This is a genomic window from Glutamicibacter sp. NPDC087583, assembly GCF_044743685.1.
GTDB lineage: Bacteria > Actinomycetota > Actinomycetes > Actinomycetales > Micrococcaceae > Glutamicibacter.
Genome location: NZ_JBIUWY010000010.1, coordinates 1 through 17,803, shown reverse-complemented (window position 1 = coordinate 17,803; position 17,803 = coordinate 1). Strand labels below are relative to the sequence as shown.

The 17,803-nt window shown below is 65.1% G+C and carries 16 protein-coding genes; 8 read left to right on the top strand and 8 right to left on the bottom strand.

The features are described 5' to 3' along the window. Nucleotides 1-126 precede the first annotated feature (126 nt). A complete protein-coding gene (locus ACIOU9_RS17025) occupies nucleotides 127-795 on the top strand; it encodes a GntR family transcriptional regulator (protein ID WP_105658922.1) in 669 nt (222 codons plus the stop codon). 27 nt (nucleotides 796-822) lie between these two features. Here ACIOU9_RS17025 and ACIOU9_RS17020 read toward each other — a convergent pair whose 3' ends face one another. The 3 genes from ACIOU9_RS17020 to ACIOU9_RS17010 all read right to left on the bottom strand — a co-directional run bounded on the left by ACIOU9_RS17020 (nucleotide 823) and on the right by ACIOU9_RS17010 (nucleotide 5,186). Then, nucleotides 823-2,694, bottom strand: a complete 1,872-nt coding sequence (locus tag ACIOU9_RS17020; RefSeq protein ID WP_332499088.1) for a BCCT family transporter — start codon at nucleotides 2,692-2,694, stop codon at nucleotides 823-825. Between the two features lie 210 nt (nucleotides 2,695-2,904). Further along, the gene (gene fdhA, locus ACIOU9_RS17015; protein ID WP_133833949.1) at nucleotides 2,905-4,119 is read right to left on the bottom strand and encodes a formaldehyde dehydrogenase, glutathione-independent; all 1,215 of its coding nucleotides are present in this window, start codon (nucleotides 4,117-4,119) and stop codon (nucleotides 2,905-2,907) included. 128 nt (nucleotides 4,120-4,247) lie between these two features. Further along, nucleotides 4,248-5,186 carry a LysR family transcriptional regulator gene (locus tag ACIOU9_RS17010; RefSeq protein WP_332488082.1) on the bottom strand — a complete coding sequence of 313 codons (939 nt, stop codon included), beginning with the start codon at nucleotides 5,184-5,186 and terminating at the stop codon, nucleotides 4,248-4,250. A 151-nt stretch (nucleotides 5,187-5,337) separates the two neighbouring features. On the opposite strand from ACIOU9_RS17010, the gene ACIOU9_RS17005 reads away from it, so the two are divergent. The 5 genes from ACIOU9_RS17005 to ACIOU9_RS16985 all read left to right on the top strand — a co-directional run bounded on the left by ACIOU9_RS17005 (nucleotide 5,338) and on the right by ACIOU9_RS16985 (nucleotide 11,895). Next, nucleotides 5,338-6,642: an SRPBCC family protein gene (locus ACIOU9_RS17005; protein WP_105658918.1), complete on the top strand. Its 1,305-nt coding sequence runs from the start codon at nucleotides 5,338-5,340 to the stop codon at nucleotides 6,640-6,642. Next, nucleotides 6,639-8,030 carry a flavin reductase family protein gene (locus ACIOU9_RS17000; RefSeq protein ID WP_133833948.1) on the top strand — a complete coding sequence of 464 codons (1,392 nt, stop codon included), beginning with the start codon at nucleotides 6,639-6,641 and terminating at the stop codon, nucleotides 8,028-8,030. Before ACIOU9_RS17005 ends, ACIOU9_RS17000 begins: the two co-directional genes overlap by 4 nt. Before the next feature lie 43 nt (nucleotides 8,031-8,073). Then, nucleotides 8,074-10,593 (top strand): FAD-dependent oxidoreductase, encoded by a 2,520-nt coding sequence (locus ACIOU9_RS16995; RefSeq protein WP_133833947.1) that lies wholly within the window; start codon nucleotides 8,074-8,076, stop codon nucleotides 10,591-10,593. A 250-nt stretch (nucleotides 10,594-10,843) separates the two neighbouring features. Continuing rightward, nucleotides 10,844-11,239, top strand: a complete 396-nt coding sequence (locus ACIOU9_RS16990; protein ID WP_133833946.1) for a hypothetical protein — start codon at nucleotides 10,844-10,846, stop codon at nucleotides 11,237-11,239. A gap of 173 nt (nucleotides 11,240-11,412) precedes the next feature. Continuing rightward, nucleotides 11,413-11,895, top strand: a complete 483-nt coding sequence (locus ACIOU9_RS16985; RefSeq protein ID WP_402697666.1) for a hypothetical protein — start codon at nucleotides 11,413-11,415, stop codon at nucleotides 11,893-11,895. Between the two features lie 344 nt (nucleotides 11,896-12,239). Here the strand turns inward: ACIOU9_RS16985 and ACIOU9_RS16980 are convergent, their stop codons facing one another. Next, entirely contained in the window at nucleotides 12,240-13,127 is an 888-nt protein-coding gene (locus ACIOU9_RS16980) for a bifunctional 5,10-methylenetetrahydrofolate dehydrogenase/5,10-methenyltetrahydrofolate cyclohydrolase (RefSeq protein ID WP_402697664.1), read from the bottom strand. Further along, entirely contained in the window at nucleotides 13,124-13,774 is a 651-nt protein-coding gene (locus ACIOU9_RS16975; protein WP_402697662.1) for a cyclodeaminase/cyclohydrolase family protein, read from the bottom strand. The genes ACIOU9_RS16980 and ACIOU9_RS16975 overlap by 4 nt, the downstream gene beginning before the upstream one ends. A gap of 471 nt (nucleotides 13,775-14,245) precedes the next feature. Between ACIOU9_RS16975 and ACIOU9_RS16970 the strand changes: the two genes are divergently transcribed. Together ACIOU9_RS16970 and ACIOU9_RS16965 are read left to right on the top strand one after the other, a co-directional pair. Continuing rightward, the gene (locus ACIOU9_RS16970; RefSeq protein WP_133833942.1) at nucleotides 14,246-14,680 is read left to right on the top strand and encodes a MarR family winged helix-turn-helix transcriptional regulator; all 435 of its coding nucleotides are present in this window, start codon (nucleotides 14,246-14,248) and stop codon (nucleotides 14,678-14,680) included. Continuing rightward, entirely contained in the window at nucleotides 14,677-16,074 is a 1,398-nt protein-coding gene (locus tag ACIOU9_RS16965) for an MFS transporter (RefSeq protein ID WP_133833941.1), read from the top strand. The genes ACIOU9_RS16970 and ACIOU9_RS16965 overlap by 4 nt, the downstream gene beginning before the upstream one ends. A gap of 74 nt (nucleotides 16,075-16,148) precedes the next feature. Here ACIOU9_RS16965 and ACIOU9_RS16960 read toward each other — a convergent pair whose 3' ends face one another. The 3 genes from ACIOU9_RS16960 to ACIOU9_RS16950 form a co-directional block, all read right to left on the bottom strand. Beyond that, complete coding sequence (locus ACIOU9_RS16960; protein ID WP_332488065.1) at nucleotides 16,149-16,445, bottom strand: antibiotic biosynthesis monooxygenase; 297 nt, start codon at nucleotides 16,443-16,445, stop codon at nucleotides 16,149-16,151. Between the two features lie 102 nt (nucleotides 16,446-16,547). Then, nucleotides 16,548-17,078: an ASCH domain-containing protein gene (locus ACIOU9_RS16955; protein ID WP_133833939.1), complete on the bottom strand. Its 531-nt coding sequence runs from the start codon at nucleotides 17,076-17,078 to the stop codon at nucleotides 16,548-16,550. Nucleotides 17,079-17,149: 71 nt separating this feature from the next. Beyond that, on the bottom strand, nucleotides 17,150-17,803 hold a 654-nt coding region (locus ACIOU9_RS16950), incomplete at its 5' end, for a PT domain-containing protein (protein ID WP_402697659.1).

Genomic DNA, 17,803 nt, shown 5'->3' with positions numbered 1-17,803 from the left:
CTCTGCCGCTAGCCGGCGAGCCAAGGGCTGTTGAGCGCATCGGCGCAGGAAAAGCGCCTAAAGCGAAGCCGGGGCGATACTCTTTGTGTGTCGGCAATTGATTTTTGAACAGTGATAGAGAGCGATATGCCAAGGCCCACCGAACTGACCAGCGCCGCCACCGAGCAAGGCTCGATGGCTGATCGAGCCTATAACGCGTTGCGCGACCGGCTGGTGCTGCTCGAAATCGCTCCGACGCACCCGATCCACGAGCCGCAGCTGGCCGAGGAACTGGGCATTGGGCGCACCCCGATGCGCGAGGCTCTCAAGCGGCTGGAAACCGACCATCTGGTGGTGTCCTATCCGCGCCGCGGCACCTTCGCCACGGCCGTGGATTTCCATGAGCTGAACTACATCTCCGAAATGCGCCAGGTGCTCGAGCCGCTGGCCGCGCGCAACGCAGCCGCGAACAAGGACCCGCAGATCCGCGAGCAGCTGGCCAGTTACCTGCAGCAGATCGATGCCCTGGATCCCGCCCTGGACCAGCGTTCGCTGCTGCTGCTGGATGTGCGCATCCACCGGCTCATCTACAAAGCGGCGGCCAACAAGTACCTGGAGGAAACCCTGGTGCGCCTGGATAATCTGGTGACCCGGATCTGGTGCCTGGTCATCGACCAGATGCCTCCGATCGCAGAGCACATTTCCGAGCATTCGGCCCTGCTGCGCGCCATCCTCGACGGCGACGCGCAGCTGGCAGCGCGGCTGGTCTCCGAGCATGTGGCCCACTTCGAGCAGGCCCTGCGCCGCGCCCCCTAGCTGGATGCCGGGGACGCGAACCGGCCGCTAGCGGCCGGCGCCCTCGGGTTCCAGATCAGTTTCGGGCCGCGGCTGCGGTTCGCGCACCGGGGCTTCCAGCTCCTGGGCCACCGGCTCCGGCCGGTCTCCAGCCGGCAGGCCCGACGCAGCCACAATGGAGTTCTCCCTGGTCATCAGACTGAAGTGCTCGCCTTCGTGGCGGTCGATTCCGTCATCCACCGCCTGCTCCAGCACCTCCATCGCCACCTTGCCGCGCAGCACCAGCGGATCACGGCACAAATCCTTCCACAGCGCCACGCACAGCAGCAGCATCACCAGCACGAAGGGCAGCGCCGAGACGATGGTGATGTTCTTCAGCCCGTTCAGGGCCGCCGCCGGATGGTCCCCGCCGGCCAGCAGCATGACCGCGGCCACCGCTCCCACCGAGACGCCCCAGAAGACCACCGACTTCTTCGAGGGCTCCTGCGCGCCGCGTTCGCTCAGCGCGCCCATCACGATCGAGGCGGAGTCCGCCCCGGTGACGAAGAAGATGGCAATCAGCACCACGGCCAGAGCCATCAGCGCAATGGAGAACCATTCGGGGAATGGCAGTGCGCCCAGCAGCTCGAAGAGCACCGAGTTGAAGTCGATGTCCGGGGCCCCGTCCACCATCTGGGCCAGCGCCTGGCCCATGTCCCCGTTGCGCTCGGCCCGCTCCTGCAGGCCGATGGCGCCGCCGCCGAAGATGGCGAACCAGAACAGCGTGACGGTGGAAGGTACCAGCAGCACCCCGGTGACGAACTGGCGGATGCTGCGCCCGCGCGAGATCCTCGCGATGAACAGGCCAACGAACGGGGTCCAGGAAACCCACCAGGCCCAGTAGAAGATGGTCCAGGAGGAAAGCCACGCGGCCATGTCGCCATCCCCGGAAGCCGCGGTCCGCGATGCCATTTCCGGCAAGTCAGCGATGAAGGAGCCCACCGCATTGGGAATCACGTTCAGGATGAACAGCGTCGGCCCGCCGATGAACACGATCAGCGCCAGGATCACCGCCAGCACCATGTTGATATTGGACAGCCACTGGATGCCGCGCTCGATTCCGGAGACGGCCGAGGCCACGAACAAGGCGGTGAGCACCGCAATGATCAGTACCAGGACCCCCGAACCCACCGAGGACAGCAGCCCGGCGGACTGGATGCCGCCGCCGATCTGCAGCGCGCCGAGCCCCAGCGAGCAGGCCGAGCCGAAAAGCGTGGCCAGGATAGCCAGGATGTTGATCGTCTTCCCGCCCCAGCCGTGGACGACCCTTTCTCCGAAGATCGAGGTGAACATCGAGGAGAACAACTGCGGGCGGCCTAACCGGAAGCTGCCGTAGGCCATGCCCAGCCCGACAATCGCGTACATGGCCCAGGGGAACAGCGTCCAGTGGAACATGGTGGTGCCCATGGCCGTGCCCACCGCGGCCGAGGTCTGCCCGCCCACGGTTTCCGGCGGCGGAGACATGTAGAAGTACAGCGGTTCGCCCACCCCGTAGAAGACCAGCCCGATGCCCATGCCGGTGGCGAACATCATCGAGATCCAGGAAACCGTGCTGAACTGCGGCTTCTCCCCGTCCTTGCCCAGCGGGATGCGCCCGAAGCTCTTGGCCGCGACCACCAGCACGAACAGGGTGAAAACGGTCGCGGCGATCACGAAGACCCAGCCGGTGTTCGTAATCACCCAGTCGAGGGCCTTCCCGGCCGCGGAGCCCAGCCCTTCGGGCGAAGCGAAGCCCCAGGCGATGAACGCCAGGGCGAGGAGTCCGGCAATGCCGAAGACCCAGTAGTCGGTGCCGGAGGACAGGTATCTTCTGGGCCGGCGCCGGCGAGCCGAGTGCAGCTCGCTGACCAGGTCGTTCACGGGTTGCTCAGTGCGTTTCATTTCGGTTTCCTTCAATAAAGGCAATAGGTGGCGGGCCGGCAGGGGAATGCGGGCGCGCCGAATCAGCCGGGGTCCCGGGGTTGCTCGTGAGTGGTGGCCGGGGCCGGCAAATCGGCCGGGCTCAAGAGCCGGCCGGAAGTGCGCCGTGCAGGCCGGGAATTGTTCCCGGCCGGCACGGCGGGCAGCGGTTAAATGCGCGTCAAGCGCGGATCAGGCGCTGATCAGCCCGTGCGGGTCGAGCACGAACTTCTGCGCGGCGCCTTCGTCGAAGGCCGCGTAGCCCTGCGGGGCCCGGTCCAAGCCAATGGCCGTGGCGTTGACGTTCTTGGCAATCGAGACCTTGTCCGAGAGGATCGCCTGCATCAGCCCGCGGTGGTACTTCATCACCGGGCACTGGCCCGTGACGAAGGTGTGGGACTTGGCGAAGCCCAGGCCGAAGCGCATGGACAGCGAACCGACCTTGGCCGCTTCGTCCTCGGCGCCCGGATCCCCGGTGACATAGAGTCCCGGGATGCCCAGGCTGCCGCCGGCACGGGTGATTTCCATCAGCGAATTGAGCACCGTGGCAGGCTGCTCCTTGCCAGCGTCGTGCCCGTGCCCGCGCGCTTCGAAGCCCACCGCGTCGATGCCGCAGTCGACCTCGGGCACGCCCAGGATCTGGGCGATCTGCTCGGCGGGGTCGCCCTGCGAGACGTCCACGGTTTCGCAGCCGAAGCTGCGCGCCTGGGCCAGCCGGTCGGCGTTCAGGTCCCCGACAATCACGGTGGCCGCACCCAGCAGCTGCGCGGAGGTGGCCGCGGCCAGGCCCACCGGGCCGGCGCCGGCGACGTAGACGGTGGAGCCGACGGTGACCCCGGCGCCGATGGCTCCGTGGTAGCCGGTCGGGAAGATGTCCGAGAGCATGGCCAGGTCCAGGATCTTCTCCATGGCCTGGTCGCGGTCGGGGAATTTCAGGGCGTTCCAGTCAGCGTAGGGCACCAGCACGTATTCGGCCTGGCCGCCCACCCAGCCGCCCATGTCCACGTAGCCGTAGGCGGAACCGGGGCGGTCGGGATTGACGTTCAGGCAGATGCCGGTTTGCCCGACCTTGCAGTTGCGGCAGCGGCCGCAGGAGATGTTGAAGGGCACCGAGACGACGTCGCCGACCTTGAGGAATTCCACATCGCGGCCTACTTCCACCACTTCGCCGGTGATCTCGTGACCCAGCACCAACCCGACGGGCGCGGTGGTGCGGCCGCGGACCATGTGCTGGTCCGAACCGCAGATGTTGGTGGCGATGGTGCGCAGGATGACCCCGTGGTGCACCTGCCGCCCGACGTTTGCCGGGTGGACCCCGGGTCCGTCCTTCAATTCGAATTCGGGGTACGGGGTGTCGATCAGCTCGACCTTGCCTGCCCCGGCGTAGCTTACTGCCAAGTTGCCCATAGCGGACCACTTCCTTGAAATATCAGTTGGATACCAAATCGGATGTGCCCAAGTCTGACCACTGGATGTGATCCATGTCAATAGCCCGGCGAGAAATCCGCCGGGCCCGGCAGCCCGCCAGCGGCCGGCTACCCGTCCAGTTCCTCGGCCGAGCGCAGGGAAATGATGTCCTTGGCTGTGCGCTGCAGGATTTCCAGGGATTCCTCGATCAGCGGCGAGCCGCGGCTGCCCTTGCGGGTCACCGCCACGATGCGCCGCGAGGGCTTGGCCGCCCCGGAAATCCGGCGGCGCACCACATTCTGCGCATCGCCCAGGGTGGCCAGCCGGGGCAGCAGCCCCACACCCAGGCCCGCCCCGATGAACGCGATCATGGTTTCCCACTCCACCGCCTCGTGGGCGATATGCGGGGTGACCCCCAGCGAAGTGAAGGCGGCAACGAACAGCGCCCGGTAGACCGACTGCCCGGATTCGGAGATCCACGGGTCATCGGCCAGGTCCTCCAGGGCCACGGACTTGTGCTGCGCCAGCCGGTGCGTGGCGGGCAGCACCACATCCAGCGGGTCATCGAGCAGCACGGTCTGCTCGAACCGGTCCCTGGCGGCAGAACCCCCGGACGTCTGGCTGGCCACGATCACGGCCAGGTCGATCCGCTCCGCGAGCAGCAAGTCCAGGCAGCGCTGCGGCTGCGCTTCGATCAGCTGCACCTCGGTATCGGGCCGAGTGGCTCGCAGGTTCGCGGCCAGCGGGGCAAGCAGCTGCGCGGCAGCGGTGGAGAAACCGCCCAGGCCGAACTGCCCCTGCACCTGCCCGGAGGCGTTGCGCGCGGACGCCGCGAGCAGCTCCCATTGCGTCACAATCCCGTCCAGGCCCGCAACGAAATGCCGGCCCGCGGAGGTCAGCCGCACCCCGCGGCCCTCCTTGGTGATCAGCTTGATGCCCAGGGTGCGCTGCAGTTCGCGCAGCTGCGCGGAGACCGCCGAAGCCGAGTAGCCGGTCAGTTCCGCGGTGCGCGCTACCGAGCCCGTGGAGGAGAAGACCCGCAGGGTGGCGAAGCGTGGATCGATCATGCACCAATTGTGCACGGTTCCGTTCAATTTCTTGCGCTTTTCTTGCCGACTATTTCTTCCTAGTCTCGATTCATGCGGTGACCGGCCTCACATCGGCCCGCGCAACCACAGCCCGAGGACGCCAGCCGCGTCGTGTTCCAAGGAGTAACAGATGACCGCTTCGGTAAGCGCACCGCGCACTACGCGTGGGAAGCTCGCTACGTCGGTGAACCAAGAACAGCTCGCCGAGATCACCGAACTCTTCCGCAACCGGCGCAAGGGCTACTCGCTCGAAGCCCCGCTGTACACCGACCCCTCAGTATTCGATGTCGAAATGCAGGCCATCTTCGGGACCCACTGGCTGTTCGCCGCGAGCATTGCCGAGATCCCCGAGCCCGGGGACTACGTGACCGTGGACTACGGTCCGCATTCGCTGATCGTGCTGCGCACCGAGGAGGGCGGGGTCAACGTGCTGCACAACGTCTGCCGGCACCGCGGCGCCCGCGTGCTCACCGAAGCTTCGGGCAGCACCGGGAACCTGGTCTGCGGCTACCACTCGTGGACCTACTCCCCCGAAGGGGACCTGATCCACGCCTCCGCCCCGGGCGAAGGCAAGTTCGACAAGAGCTGCTTCGCGCTCAAGCGCGCCCACGGCCGGGTCCATGCCGGGCTGGTCTTCGTTTCCCTGGCCCAGGACCCGCCGGCGGACTTCGACGAGGTCGCCGGCATCTTCGAGCCCTACCTGGCCCCGCACGATATCGCCCGCGCCAAGGTCGCCTACCAGCAGGACATCATCGAGGAGGGCAACTGGAAGCTGGTGATGGAGAACAACCGCGAGTGCTACCACTGCGACGGGCACCCCGAGCTGGCCTGCTCGCTGTTCCCCACCTGGGGGCTGAGCGACGACACCGTTCCGCCGCACTTGGAAGAGGTATGGGAACGCAACCAGCAAGCCCAGGCGGCCCTGGAGGAACGCTGCCGCCGCTACGGATTGCCCTACGAGGTCGTGGAGCAGCTGGACACCCGCATCGCCGGCATCCGCATCTCCCGCGAATCCCTGGACGGCGACGGGGAATCCTTCTCCGCCGACGGGCACCGCCTGTCCAAGAAGCTGCTCGGCGAGCTGCGCGACTTCCGGCTGGGCCGCTGCTCCATGCACCTGCAGCCCAACAGCTGGTTCCACTTCCAGTCCGACCACGTAATCACCTTCGCGGCCTTCCCGATCAACGAGCACCAGACCCTGGTGCGCACCACCTGGCTGGTGGCCGATGACGCGGTCGAAGGAGACGACTACGATCTGGAGAAGCTCACCCACACCTGGAAGCAGACCAACCTGCAGGACAAGGCCTTCGTCGAGCTGTGCCAGAAGGGCGCAGCCAGCCCCGCCTACCAGCCGGGCCCGTACATGAAGAGCGAATACCAGGTCGAGGCGTTCATCAACTGGTACACCCAGCGCGTGCTGGAGCACCTGGCATGAGCGCAGGCGCCCAGCTGGCATCGAGCGTAGCGGCCCAGCGCATCCGCGGGCTGGAAATGCCGTGGAACCGGGTCCTCAGTTCCCAGGAAGGCCCGGCGAGCGCGGCCCGCGCGCTGGGACCCTGGCACCCCCAGGAGTTCCTGGCCGAATGCGTGCAGACCATCGAGGAAGCCGGCGGGCTGATGACCTTCGTCTTCCGCCGCGCCGACGGCGCCCCGCTGGCCTTCCGCGCCGGGCAGTACCTGAACATCGCCTTCCCGGTGCATGGCGAAGACCAGGACCCGGTGGACCGCAGCTACTCGATTTCCAGCGCGCCCACCGTGCCCTGGACCTTCAATGTCAGCATCAAGCGCGATCCCAAGGGCCTGGTCTCCTCCTGGGCGCATGAGAACCTGCGTCCGGGCATGGTGCTGGAGATGCTCGGCCCGGTGGGCGCCTTCCACCTGGGAGATTCCGACCGGCGCGCCCGCTACCTGTTCCTTTCGGCCGGAGCCGGGATTACCCCGATCATGTCGATGGTGCGCACCATCCACTCGCTGCCCGGCCAGGCCGATGTGGTGGTGCTCTGCCACGGCACCGTGCCCGGGGACTTCGCCTTCTGGCCCGAGCTGGAATACATCGCGCAGGTCGATTCGCGGATCAAGGTGTTCTACTCGCTGGGCGACCGGGCCAAGCCCAAGAGCTGGAAGGGCTTTGCCGGGCGGCTGACCACGGCGATGATCGACGCGGTGGCCCCGGATGCCAATGGCCGCAAGGTGTTCGCCTGCGGGCCGGAAGGCTACCTGAATTCGGCCACCCAGCTGCTGCGCGAGGCCGGGGTGGATGACACCTCGGTGTTCATGGAGTTCTTCTCCGGGGACCGCAAGACGCTGCTCGAATACCAGGAGGAAATCGCTCTGGCCGGGTCCATCGCCGAGGAGGTGGCCGAATCCGTGGAGGAGTTCTACGAGAGCCAGCCGCCGGAGCTGGGGATGTACGAACCCGAGTACGACCAGAGCGGCACCATCGAGGCCAGCGGCCAGAAGCTGGTGGCGGTCGATTCCAATGCCCCGCTGCCGCCGGCCTCACCGCGGGTTCCCGCGCAGGACCCGCCGGATACCGCTTCCTTCCCCACCGTGGGCGAAGGCGAGCTGACCATGACCTTCCTGCGCACCGCGGTGAATGTCCGGATCAGTTCCCAGGAGCACATCCTGGGTGTCGCCCAGCGGGCCGGGGTGCGCATCGGCGCCAACTGCCAGGAGGGCATGTGCGGCTCGTGCAAGGTCGTCAAGCTCGAAGGCGAGGTGGCGATGAACCACCAGGGCGGCATCCGCGCCCGTGAAATCGCGGCCGGGAAATTCCTGCCCTGCTGCTCCACCGCCCAATCGGATCTGGTCATCGACGCCTAGCCGCGCCGGCCACCACCACACCATCAGCTTTCAAGGAGTCCCCATGTCCCGTCTTTCCCCTCGGATCGTCATCATCGGCGCCGGCATCGTCGGCGCCAACCTCGCGGACGAACTGGCCGCGCTAGGCCACACCAATACCCTGGTCATCGAGCAGGGTCCGCTGGATCTTCCCGGCGGCTCCACCTCGCACGCCCCGGGCCTGGTCTTCTCGTCCAACCCGTCCAAGTCCATGACCGAATTCGCGCAGTACACCATCGAGAAGCTCACCGGCCTGGTGGGCGCCGACGGGCGCGGCTCCTTCCTCCCGGTGGGCGGGCTGGAAATCGCCACCACCGATGAGCGCCTGGCCGACCTGCATCGCCGCGCCGGCTGGAACCGCTCCTACGGGGTCGACGCCGAAGTCATCGACGCCGCCGCCTGCCTGGCGAAGTTCCCGATGCTCAACCCGGAGAAGGTCCTGGGCGGCCTGTTCACCCCGGGCGACGGCCTGGCCCTGGCCGCCAAGGGCACCGCGCTGGTCATGGAACGCGCCAAGGCCGCGGGAGTCGAGTTCCGCGACCGCACCATCGTCACCGACATCGAGGTCTCCGGCGGCAAGGTCGCCGCGGTCATCTGCGGCGAGGAGCGCTTCGCAGCGGACATCGTGGTCTCCTGCGCAGGCTTCTGGGGACCGAACATCGGCAAGATGGTGGGCACCTCGATCCCGCTGCTGCCGCTGGGCCACCAGTTCGCCTGGAGCACCCCGGCGCCGTCGCTGGCCGGAGTCAACGAGCTGCCGGCCGGTGCCAGCCGCCCGATCCTGCGCTACCAGGACCGCGACCTCTACTACCGCGAGTGGGGAGATCGCATCGGCATCGGCTCCTACGCCCACCGCCCGATGCCGGTGGACCTGGACACCTTGCAGGCCTACCGCCCGGAAGAGATCACCCACGAGCGGATGCCTTCCTCGCTGGACTTCACTCCGCAGGACTTCGCCGCCGAATGGGAAGCCAGCCAGGAGCTGCTGCCGGATCTGCGCAACACCCGGATCCAGCGCGGCTTCAACGGCATCTTCTCCTTCACCCCGGACGGCGGCTCGCTGGTAGGCCAGTCCAGGGAAGTGGACGGCTTCTACGCGGCCGAGGCCGTGTGGGTCACCCACGCGCCGGGCATCGCCAAGGCCGTGGCCGAGCTGATCACCACCGGCACCTCCACGACGGACCTGAGCGACTGCGACCTGAACCGCTTCGAGGACGTGCAAACCACCAAGGAGTACGTCAGCGAGACCTCGCAGCAGAACTTCGTGGAAATCTACGATGTCCGCCACCCGCTGGAACCGCGCACCAAGCCCCGCGCCGTGCGAACCAGCCCGTTCTACTCCCGCCAGCAGAAGCTGGGCGCCTTCTTCCTGGAGGGCACCGGCTGGGAGCGCCCGCACTGGTACGAGGCCAACGCGGCGTTGCTCGATGAAATGCCGGCGGAGTGGGTGGCCCCGGAGCGCGACAGCTGGTCAAGCAAGTTCCACTCGCCGATTGCCGCGGTGGAAGCCTGGAAGACCCGCACCGCGGTGGCCATGTTCGACATGACCCCGCTCAAGCGCGTGGAAGTCACCGGCCCCGGTGCCGGGCCGATGCTCCAGGGCTTGACCACGGCGAATATGCTGCGTGCCCCGGGCATGGTCAGCTACACCCTGCTGCTGGACCATGCCGGCGGCATCACCAGCGACATCACCGTGGCCCGGCTCTCCGAGCAGGTCTACCAGGCCGGCATCAACTCCAACGTGGATGTCGCCTACCTGGACCGCGAAGCGCGCAAGTTCAATGAGGCCAGCCCGGGCCAGTGGGTGTCAGTTCGCGATATCACCGCCGGGACTTCCTGCATCGGCCTGTGGGGCCCGCTGGCTCCACAGGTCATGGCCAAGATCAGCGACGACGATATGGGCAACGAGGGGCTGAAGTACTTCCGCACCAAGCAGATCTCCATCGCCGGCATCCCGGTCACCGCGATGCGCCTGTCCTACGTGGGCGAATTCGGCTGGGAACTCTACGCCTCGGCGGATGTCAGCGCCAAGCTCTGGGATGCGATCTTCGAAGCCGGGCAGGAGCACGGCATCATTGCCGGCGGGCGCGAGGCGTTCAACTCCATGCGACTGGAGAAGGGCTTCCGCTCCTTCGGCACCGATATGACCAGCGAGCACGAACCGGAACAGGCCGGCCTGGGCTTCGCGGTGAAGGCCGCCAAGACCGCGGACTTCGTGGGCAAGTCGGCGCTGGCCGAACGTGCCGCGGCGGCCACCAAGCGCCTGCGCTGCCTGACCGTGGATGATGGCGTGTCCATGGTCCTGGGCAAGGAACCGGTCTACGTGGATGGCAAGCCTTCCGGCTACGTCACCAGCGCCGCCTACGGATACACGGTCCGCAAGCCGATCGCCTACGCGTGGCTGCCGATCTCGGTGGAAACCGGAGACCCGGTGGCGATCGAGTACTTCGGCAAGCAGATTGCCGCCACCGTGGTCGATGATCCGCTGTACGATCCGCAGATGGACCGTTTGCGCGGAGTTTCGCTGGCCACTTCGGCCAGCTAGCAGCCAGACGCACGTACCCGGGGCCGGGCACCGCTCATGCGAGCGGTGCCCGGTCCTTTTCCATCTGCACCGGCAGCCGGCTGGCTGGTCCATGCCCATGGGAACCCTGCCGCCTGATGCGGCCGCAGCGCTCTCTTGGACTCACTGGCTTCACTGGCCTTCTAGCCGCGTCCGGGAAAAACCAGCTTGCCCATTTGGAGAGAATACATATAGCCTATCTAATAGTTAGCCTGTCTAAATTAATTAGGCATTGAAGCAACTCAACACAGCGGAGCAGATGATGAGTGGTTCCTTGGCAGTTCCCGCAGAGGTAAGTCCGGTTCACAGCTCGGCCTGGGACAACCGGATCGGCCAGGTCGCTGCGCTGGCAACCCGGCTGTGCCAGGAGAAGGATGCAGTCCACTCCGCCTACTGCAGCATTTCCGGATCCCCGAATGAGCTCATCGTGAATCTGGCCTGCACCGCCACGGGCGAAGAGCATGTCCCGATGATCATGCTCTACGTGAACGACACGTTGCTTCCGCAAATGGAAAGGTCTCTCGGCATCCAGTTCGAGGTGCGAAACCTCCACTTCGCCGTTGCCGGCAGGGAAGTCCATGCTCCCGCAACCGCTGGGTTGAAGGGCTGCTCGCCCACCATGGATTGACTGGACCAGCCATTGACCGAGCCCATCCCTGCCACCTCGAAGGATCCCCGGGGTGCCCACGCGGACCTGACATTGATTTAGCCCCTCCGCCAGTGGAGGAATCCCCTCTCGGGTGGCGATTCCTTCGAGCTTGCTTGTTTTCTTATCCAGCGCAAGAAAAGGAAGTAACTGAAATGGCAGGTCGCATCGCTAGAACCCAAACCGCGCTCAGGGTCGCGGATTTCCTCGCGACGCGCGAGGGCAAAACTCATCTGTCGCAGTACGGATGGGTTCCCGGAATGCCCATCGTGATGACTCGGGCCACAGAATCAGCAGATGACGCCATGGGAATGGTCTCGATCCATGGACGTGCGGCCCTGGTGGCAATGCTCGACCCGCTGACCTCGGAACTGCGGATACTGCATATCACCACCCCGCAGCCTGCACTCAAGAAGGTCCGGGTCTCTCCGGCAGGTCTCACCATAGGGGACTTGTTCGAGCAGCTTGCCTCGACGCTGATCGTCGAATTGCGCGTCAGGTTCTGGAACCACACCGCCGTAGCGCACATCATCCCGTCGTGCCCCGGCATGAAGAATGCGAACGACTCCTGGGGCGCTGCCTTCCCACGGACCCAGCGGCCGCTGGAAACCACTGCCCAGGCAGCTGCCCTCCCCTGATCCGGCGCGACTGCCGGTAACTGGGCGAAGGGATCCAGGAATGGAATCGAAGCCAGTGCGCGCTGGGATCAACTGTGCCTCCTCGCGCTGAATCCCCGCCAGAGAACCTTCCCTGCCCGCCGCGGAACAGCACCCATGGGAAAGCCGCCGCATCATCAACCTCCCAATCGATGATGCGGCGGCGGCACGTGGTGCACCTGGCCGGCGGCAGATCCCAGTTCATGTCCCCGCCGGCGTGCACCGTGCCCGTGGTTCGCTTCGCCATGGCAATTGCGGTTCCGGCATTGAGGGTTCCACTGCCAGCTGGCTTGCCCGCAGCGGAATCCGGAACACCGGCCAGCCAGCTACCGGCGTCCGGCCATGTGCGCTCCCTTCGCCGGGGCCGCCTGCTGGCTTGCCGCCGCGGCCTGCGCGGCATGCAGGACCAGCAACGCCGTCGTCACCGTGCCCACGCCGCCGGGAACCGGGCTCAGGGCCCGCACCAGCGGACGCACCGATGCCGCATGGACGTCCCCCACCAGCTTTCCTTCGGCGTTGACGTTCGTTCCGACATCGATCACCACAGTACTTTCTTCCGCGTCATTGCCGGTGAGCAGGTTCGCCTTGCCCACGGCCATGACAACCACCGCGGCGGACTTCGTGAAATGGGCCAGATCGGCGGTCCTCGAATGGCAGATGCTCACCGTGGCATCGCGCTGCAGCAGCAGCTGAGCCAGCGGCTTGCCCACCACTGCAGAGCGCCCGACCACCGCGACATGCTGCCCGGACAGCGGGATCCGGTAGTGCTCCAGGATCTCGATGACCGAGCGTGCGGTAGCCGGGGCAAAGGCCGGCTGGCCGACACTGAGCCGTCCCAGGCTCAGCGGATTGGCCCCGTCAATGTCCTTGGCCGGGTCGATCAGCGCCACCAGCGCCGCGGCATCCACTCCTGGCGGCAAGGGGGTCTGCAAGATGATTCCGTGCACCGAGCTGTCCTCGTTCAAAGCGGCGATCGCTTCGGACAGCTGCTCCTGGCCGGACCCGGTCAGGTCCACAACCTGGCAGTCCACCCCGAGCTGTGCCGCGGCCCGTTCGATCGAGCGCACATACCAGGCGGTGGCCTCGTTATCGGTGGCCAGCACGACTGCGATCCGGACACTGGTGCCCTCGCTGGCCATGCGCACCACCAGTTCTTCGGTGCGGGCGCGGATCGCTTCAGCCACCGGCTGCCCGGCTAGATTGCGCGCCGTCATGCTGCCACCACCGTATGGGCGTGCGCGCTGAGCTCTTCGGCGTGGGCGATCGCCTCGCTGGCCTCGCTGGCCGCCTGGACCAGCCGGTCGCGCTGGGCGACGTCCTTGATTGAGCTGATATTCATTTCCAGGGTGGCCAGCGCGGTAGCCAAGGCCGCCCGGGCAGCTTCGGCCGCGGCGGCCACGTCGCTGAGGACCGATCGGTTGCCAATGGGCAGCAGGCGCTGGCCCAGCTTGATGATCTCAGTGGAGGCCTCAACGGTAGAGACCAGCGGTGCGGCGGCGGCGATGGTGGCGTTTTGGATGGCCGCGCTGCGCTCCGACTTCTGCTCGTCGCTTTCCTTGGGAAGCTTGTACGCGGCACCCAGGGCGCCGAACAGCCTTTCGTCTTCCTCCGCGGCGAAGAGCCCCTGGCGCATCAGCAGCCGGGCATGCTCGGAAATCTGCTGGGCCTGCTCCTGGACGTCCGCGTACCGCGGTCCGGAAGTGAATTCGGCAACCATGGACACCAATGCCGCGGCCTGCGCCGCATGCAGGCCCGCGGCCGCGCCCCCTCCTGGCGTCGGGGCGCCCGAGGCAAGCCGCTCAAGGTAGCTGCTGACAGTTTCATTGGAGATCAATGGGGTTTCCCCTCGTTCGGGACGCATGGAAGTTGATCCCTGCACCGTTCGGCGGGATTTCCGGCGCGCAGGACCACGGTCCAGGCCGCCGGAAACCCTTGGTATCCGACTGGTATATCAGGTTATCTTGAAGCCTAGAGCACCTACCGAACGCGGGTCAAGGGTTTTCTGCCACCCGGAACACCCCGGCATCCAAGCGCCACGCGACCGGATCCCCCACTAGTCCATCTAGGAACTGCACATGCCGGCCAACGGGGCCCGGAAGGCATTTTCCCTGCGGCGCACACGCGGTCCCGGCGAAGGGCCAGGCGTGCGCGGCACGAGCCGGAATCCATCAGGAGTGCACCACAGCGACAACCACTTGCTGCGGTGGCATGCCCGCGAACCGCGGGGCCAAGCGAGCGAGCACCACCTTCTCGCGCCCGATGGATCGGGGCAGTGTCCAGCCTCACGAGCATTCCACAAGAAACTTGTACAAGTTAATTGTATTCTATAGCTATGGAAATTGATCCCGAGCCCGCAGACCTTCCCCAGCAAATGCTCGAGGTGCTTTCACCATTGCTGAGCCTGATACGCACGGCACGATCCATCTCCCCGGGCAAACTGGGAATCCTGCACACCTTGGCCACCGAAGGCCGGGCTAGTGCCGCCCGGATGAGCCAGGCCATCGGGGTCAGCCAGCAGGCCATCTCGCTGACGACCAAGGAACTGGAAGGCCTCGGACTGATCGAGCGGCACCGGGATGAGGCCGACCGCCGCAAGCTCTGGTTCCAGCTCACCGATGACGGCCGCCAAAAGCTGGACCAGGAAATCCTGCTCGGCCGGACCGCGCTGCTCCAAGCCATGGGCGAGAACCTGAGCGAGGAGGACCATTCCCTGATCCGCTCCGCCTTGCCCGCGCTCAAGAAAATCAATACCGCGGTCCGCCCATGAACCGCAACGCACCCAGCCAGAGCCCGCTGGTGCCCACGCTGGTCTTCGCCGCGCTGGCCACGGCAATCGTCTCCTCGCTGGGCATGCTGCTGGTCCCCTCGATTTCCCTGCGGTTCAATGTCGATATTGCCGCCGCCCAGTGGATGCTCACCGTGAATCTGCTGGCCGGCGCCGTGGCAACACCCATCATGGGACGCCTCAGCGATGGACCGCATAAGAAGCGGCTGCTGCTCGTCTCGCTGGCGGCCATGTTCCTGGGTTCTGTCATGGCAGCGTCCGCACCGAGCTTTGGCGTGTTTCTTGCCGGACGCGTGCTCCAGGGATTGTCCTACGGCATTGTTCCGGTCACCATCGCCATCGCCAGGCGCTATGTAGCGCCCGAGCACGTGCAGAACACCATCTCCACCTTGTCGGTGACGGTTGCTTCCGGAATCGGCATCGGCTATCCATTGACCGGCATCATCGCTGGCATTTTCGACTACTCCTACGCGTTCTGGTTCGGTGCGCTATTCGTGCTGGCCACCATCTGCGTGGTGTGGAAAGTTGTTCCTGCAGGCCCCGATACCCAGGCCGAGCAACGCCCCTTCGACTACACCGGCTCCGGCTTGCTGGCCCTGGGGCTCACCTCCCTGCTGCTGGCCATATCCGAGGGCCCCAAGTGGGGCTGGGCTTCACCTGCCACCCTTGTTTTGGGCGGTTTCTCGGTCATCGTGCTGATCATCTGGGTGAGGGTAGAAAACAGCCTTGGCCACCCGCTGATTAATCTGCGCACGCTCAAGCAGGGCGAAGTCCTCCTGGCCAATATCTCGGCCATCGCCCTGGGCGCCGCACTGTATATCGGCATGTCCGTATCATCACTGGTAGCCCAGGCAGATGCGGCAACGGGCTACGGGCTGAGCCTGCCGGTCTTCTGGGCAGGATTTGTCATCTTCCCGCTCTCGGTAGGCAGCTTGGCTGCCAACCGCGTGGTGCGTATACTTGCAAAACGCGTTGGCATCCAGGTCATGCTTCCCATTGGAGCGATCATCATGGCCGCAGCAGGCACCATGCTCTGGCTGCTCCACTCGGCGCTCTGGGAGATCTTGCTGAGCATGCTGGTCTTCGGCATCGGCATGGGCGCAAGCTATGCGGCCATGCCGGCATTGATCGCCCGCAGCGTAGCGACCAAGGAGCTAGGCAGCTCGGTAAGTTTCAACCAGGTGCTGCGTACTGTAGGTTCTTCCTTCGGCACGGCGATTTCCGCGGCCATTATCGCCACCCACCCCGGACTCAATGGCGAGGCCAGCCCGGAAGGCATCGACATGACCTTCTTGATCGGCGCACTGCTTTGCATCGCCTTGGGTGCTGCGTTGCTGGCCGATTCGGCACGGCGCAAGTTCAAGGGACGCAGGTAGGCGAAAGGGTCCTGGATGCAGATAACGCCCCGATACCACGAAGGCATCGGGGCGTTGCCCGCAGGCTGCTGCGCCTAGAATTCGACGATCTCGAATTCGAGAAGTTCAGCGCCGCTGGCCACTGGCTTCTTGGCATCGTTGCCAGCATGGGCCGCATCAGCGCGCTGGGTACGCCAGTTCTCGAAGTCCTCGCGGGTTGCCCACTGGGTGTACACGAAGTACTTGTCTCCACCATTGACCGGACGCAGCAACTTGAACCCTTCGAACCCCGGTGAAGAATCCACTGAATGCTTGCGAGCAGCAAAACGCTTCTCCAGTTCCGGTCCAGCTTCGCCGGGAACCGATAGGGCATTGATGACGACAATCGACATGTTCAACCTTTCTTTTCCGGGCTTCTTTCACGGGAAACCCTCTGTCTCCACCCTACGCCCGCGCGTTCTCGACCGCAGGCCAGCGTGACGAAGTTCGACCGGCTAGTCGGCATGCTCCTGCGGCCAGCAAATTTCAAAGCGTTCCAAGACCAGCTCTCCCCCGGCTTTGGCGGTGTCTTCAGGGTTCCAGTCGATTCCTATGGATTTCTGCGTTCGGCGCCAGAATTTTTCATGTTCTGCGCGCCAGTATTCCAGCGAGAGATCCCCTTCGCCCTCGGCCGCGGCAAACTGCGCGTCTACCTCGAAGAACGAGGAACGCTCGACGGAAAGTACTCGCAAAATTGCTCGCGGCTGCCCTTGCCCATCGCAGACAATGCAGTGGTCTTCAGGTTGCGGGACACGTTCGTTGTAATAGGCATAATCGCTAGCCAGAGATGAAGTCGCTCGCTTGGTTCCGTGCAGCATTTCATCCAGAAGCTCATCGGCAAGCGCAGGATGATCACCGAACGATTCGGCGACATAGTGCGGTGCCTCGGTCCGCGGAATCCCCTTGCTCACCAGGTACGCAGACCACATCTGTTCAGCAGCTTCTGCATTGACAGGCGGCAACACTGGAAGAGATTTTTCAGTCATGGAACGATCCTAGCCGCGAAGCACATTCCGGATGGCCCTGGAATGGCAATGGAAGGACGATTGGGCTGCGTCTAGAGTCCTGGAATCTTGAATTCGAACTTCTCCTTCGAGTTCCCTTGGCTTTCAAATGCAATAGTCCGGCCCCCAAGGAAGTAGAACTGCTTCAGCTTTATAGTCATTGGGCCTTCGCAGCTTAGCCTGAACGAATTAGCTCGCATGTTCGAGGGAACGCAGTTCCCCTCGTACGTCATGTTATCCACCCAAAGCCAGTTGAGCCGCACCTCGAAACTTATTGGATCGCTTTCAGAAGCTCCGCTGATATCGAAGGTGTAATTCGCAAAGAATCCACCTTCCTCTTGTGCCATGATGACCTGGAATCCAGACCCGTCTTGGTCGTCTTCCGGCTCAACTGTTGGTTCCGAGGTTGGTTCCGAGGTTGGTTCCGCAGTCGGCTCCACCGTTGGCTCCGGGGTCGGTTCTGCAGTCGGCTCGACTGAAGGCTCCACCGTAGGATCCACCGTTGGTTCCGGAGTTGGTTCAGGAGTCGGCTCCACCGTTGGTTCCGGAGTCGGCTCGACTGTAGGCTCCACCGTTGGTTCCGGAGTCGGTTCCGGAGTTGGTTCCGGAGTCGGCTCCACCGTTGGTTCCGGAGTTGGTTCAGGAGTCGGTTCCGGAGTTGGTTCCGGAGTCGGCTCCACCGTTGGTTCCGGAGTTGGTTCCGCAGT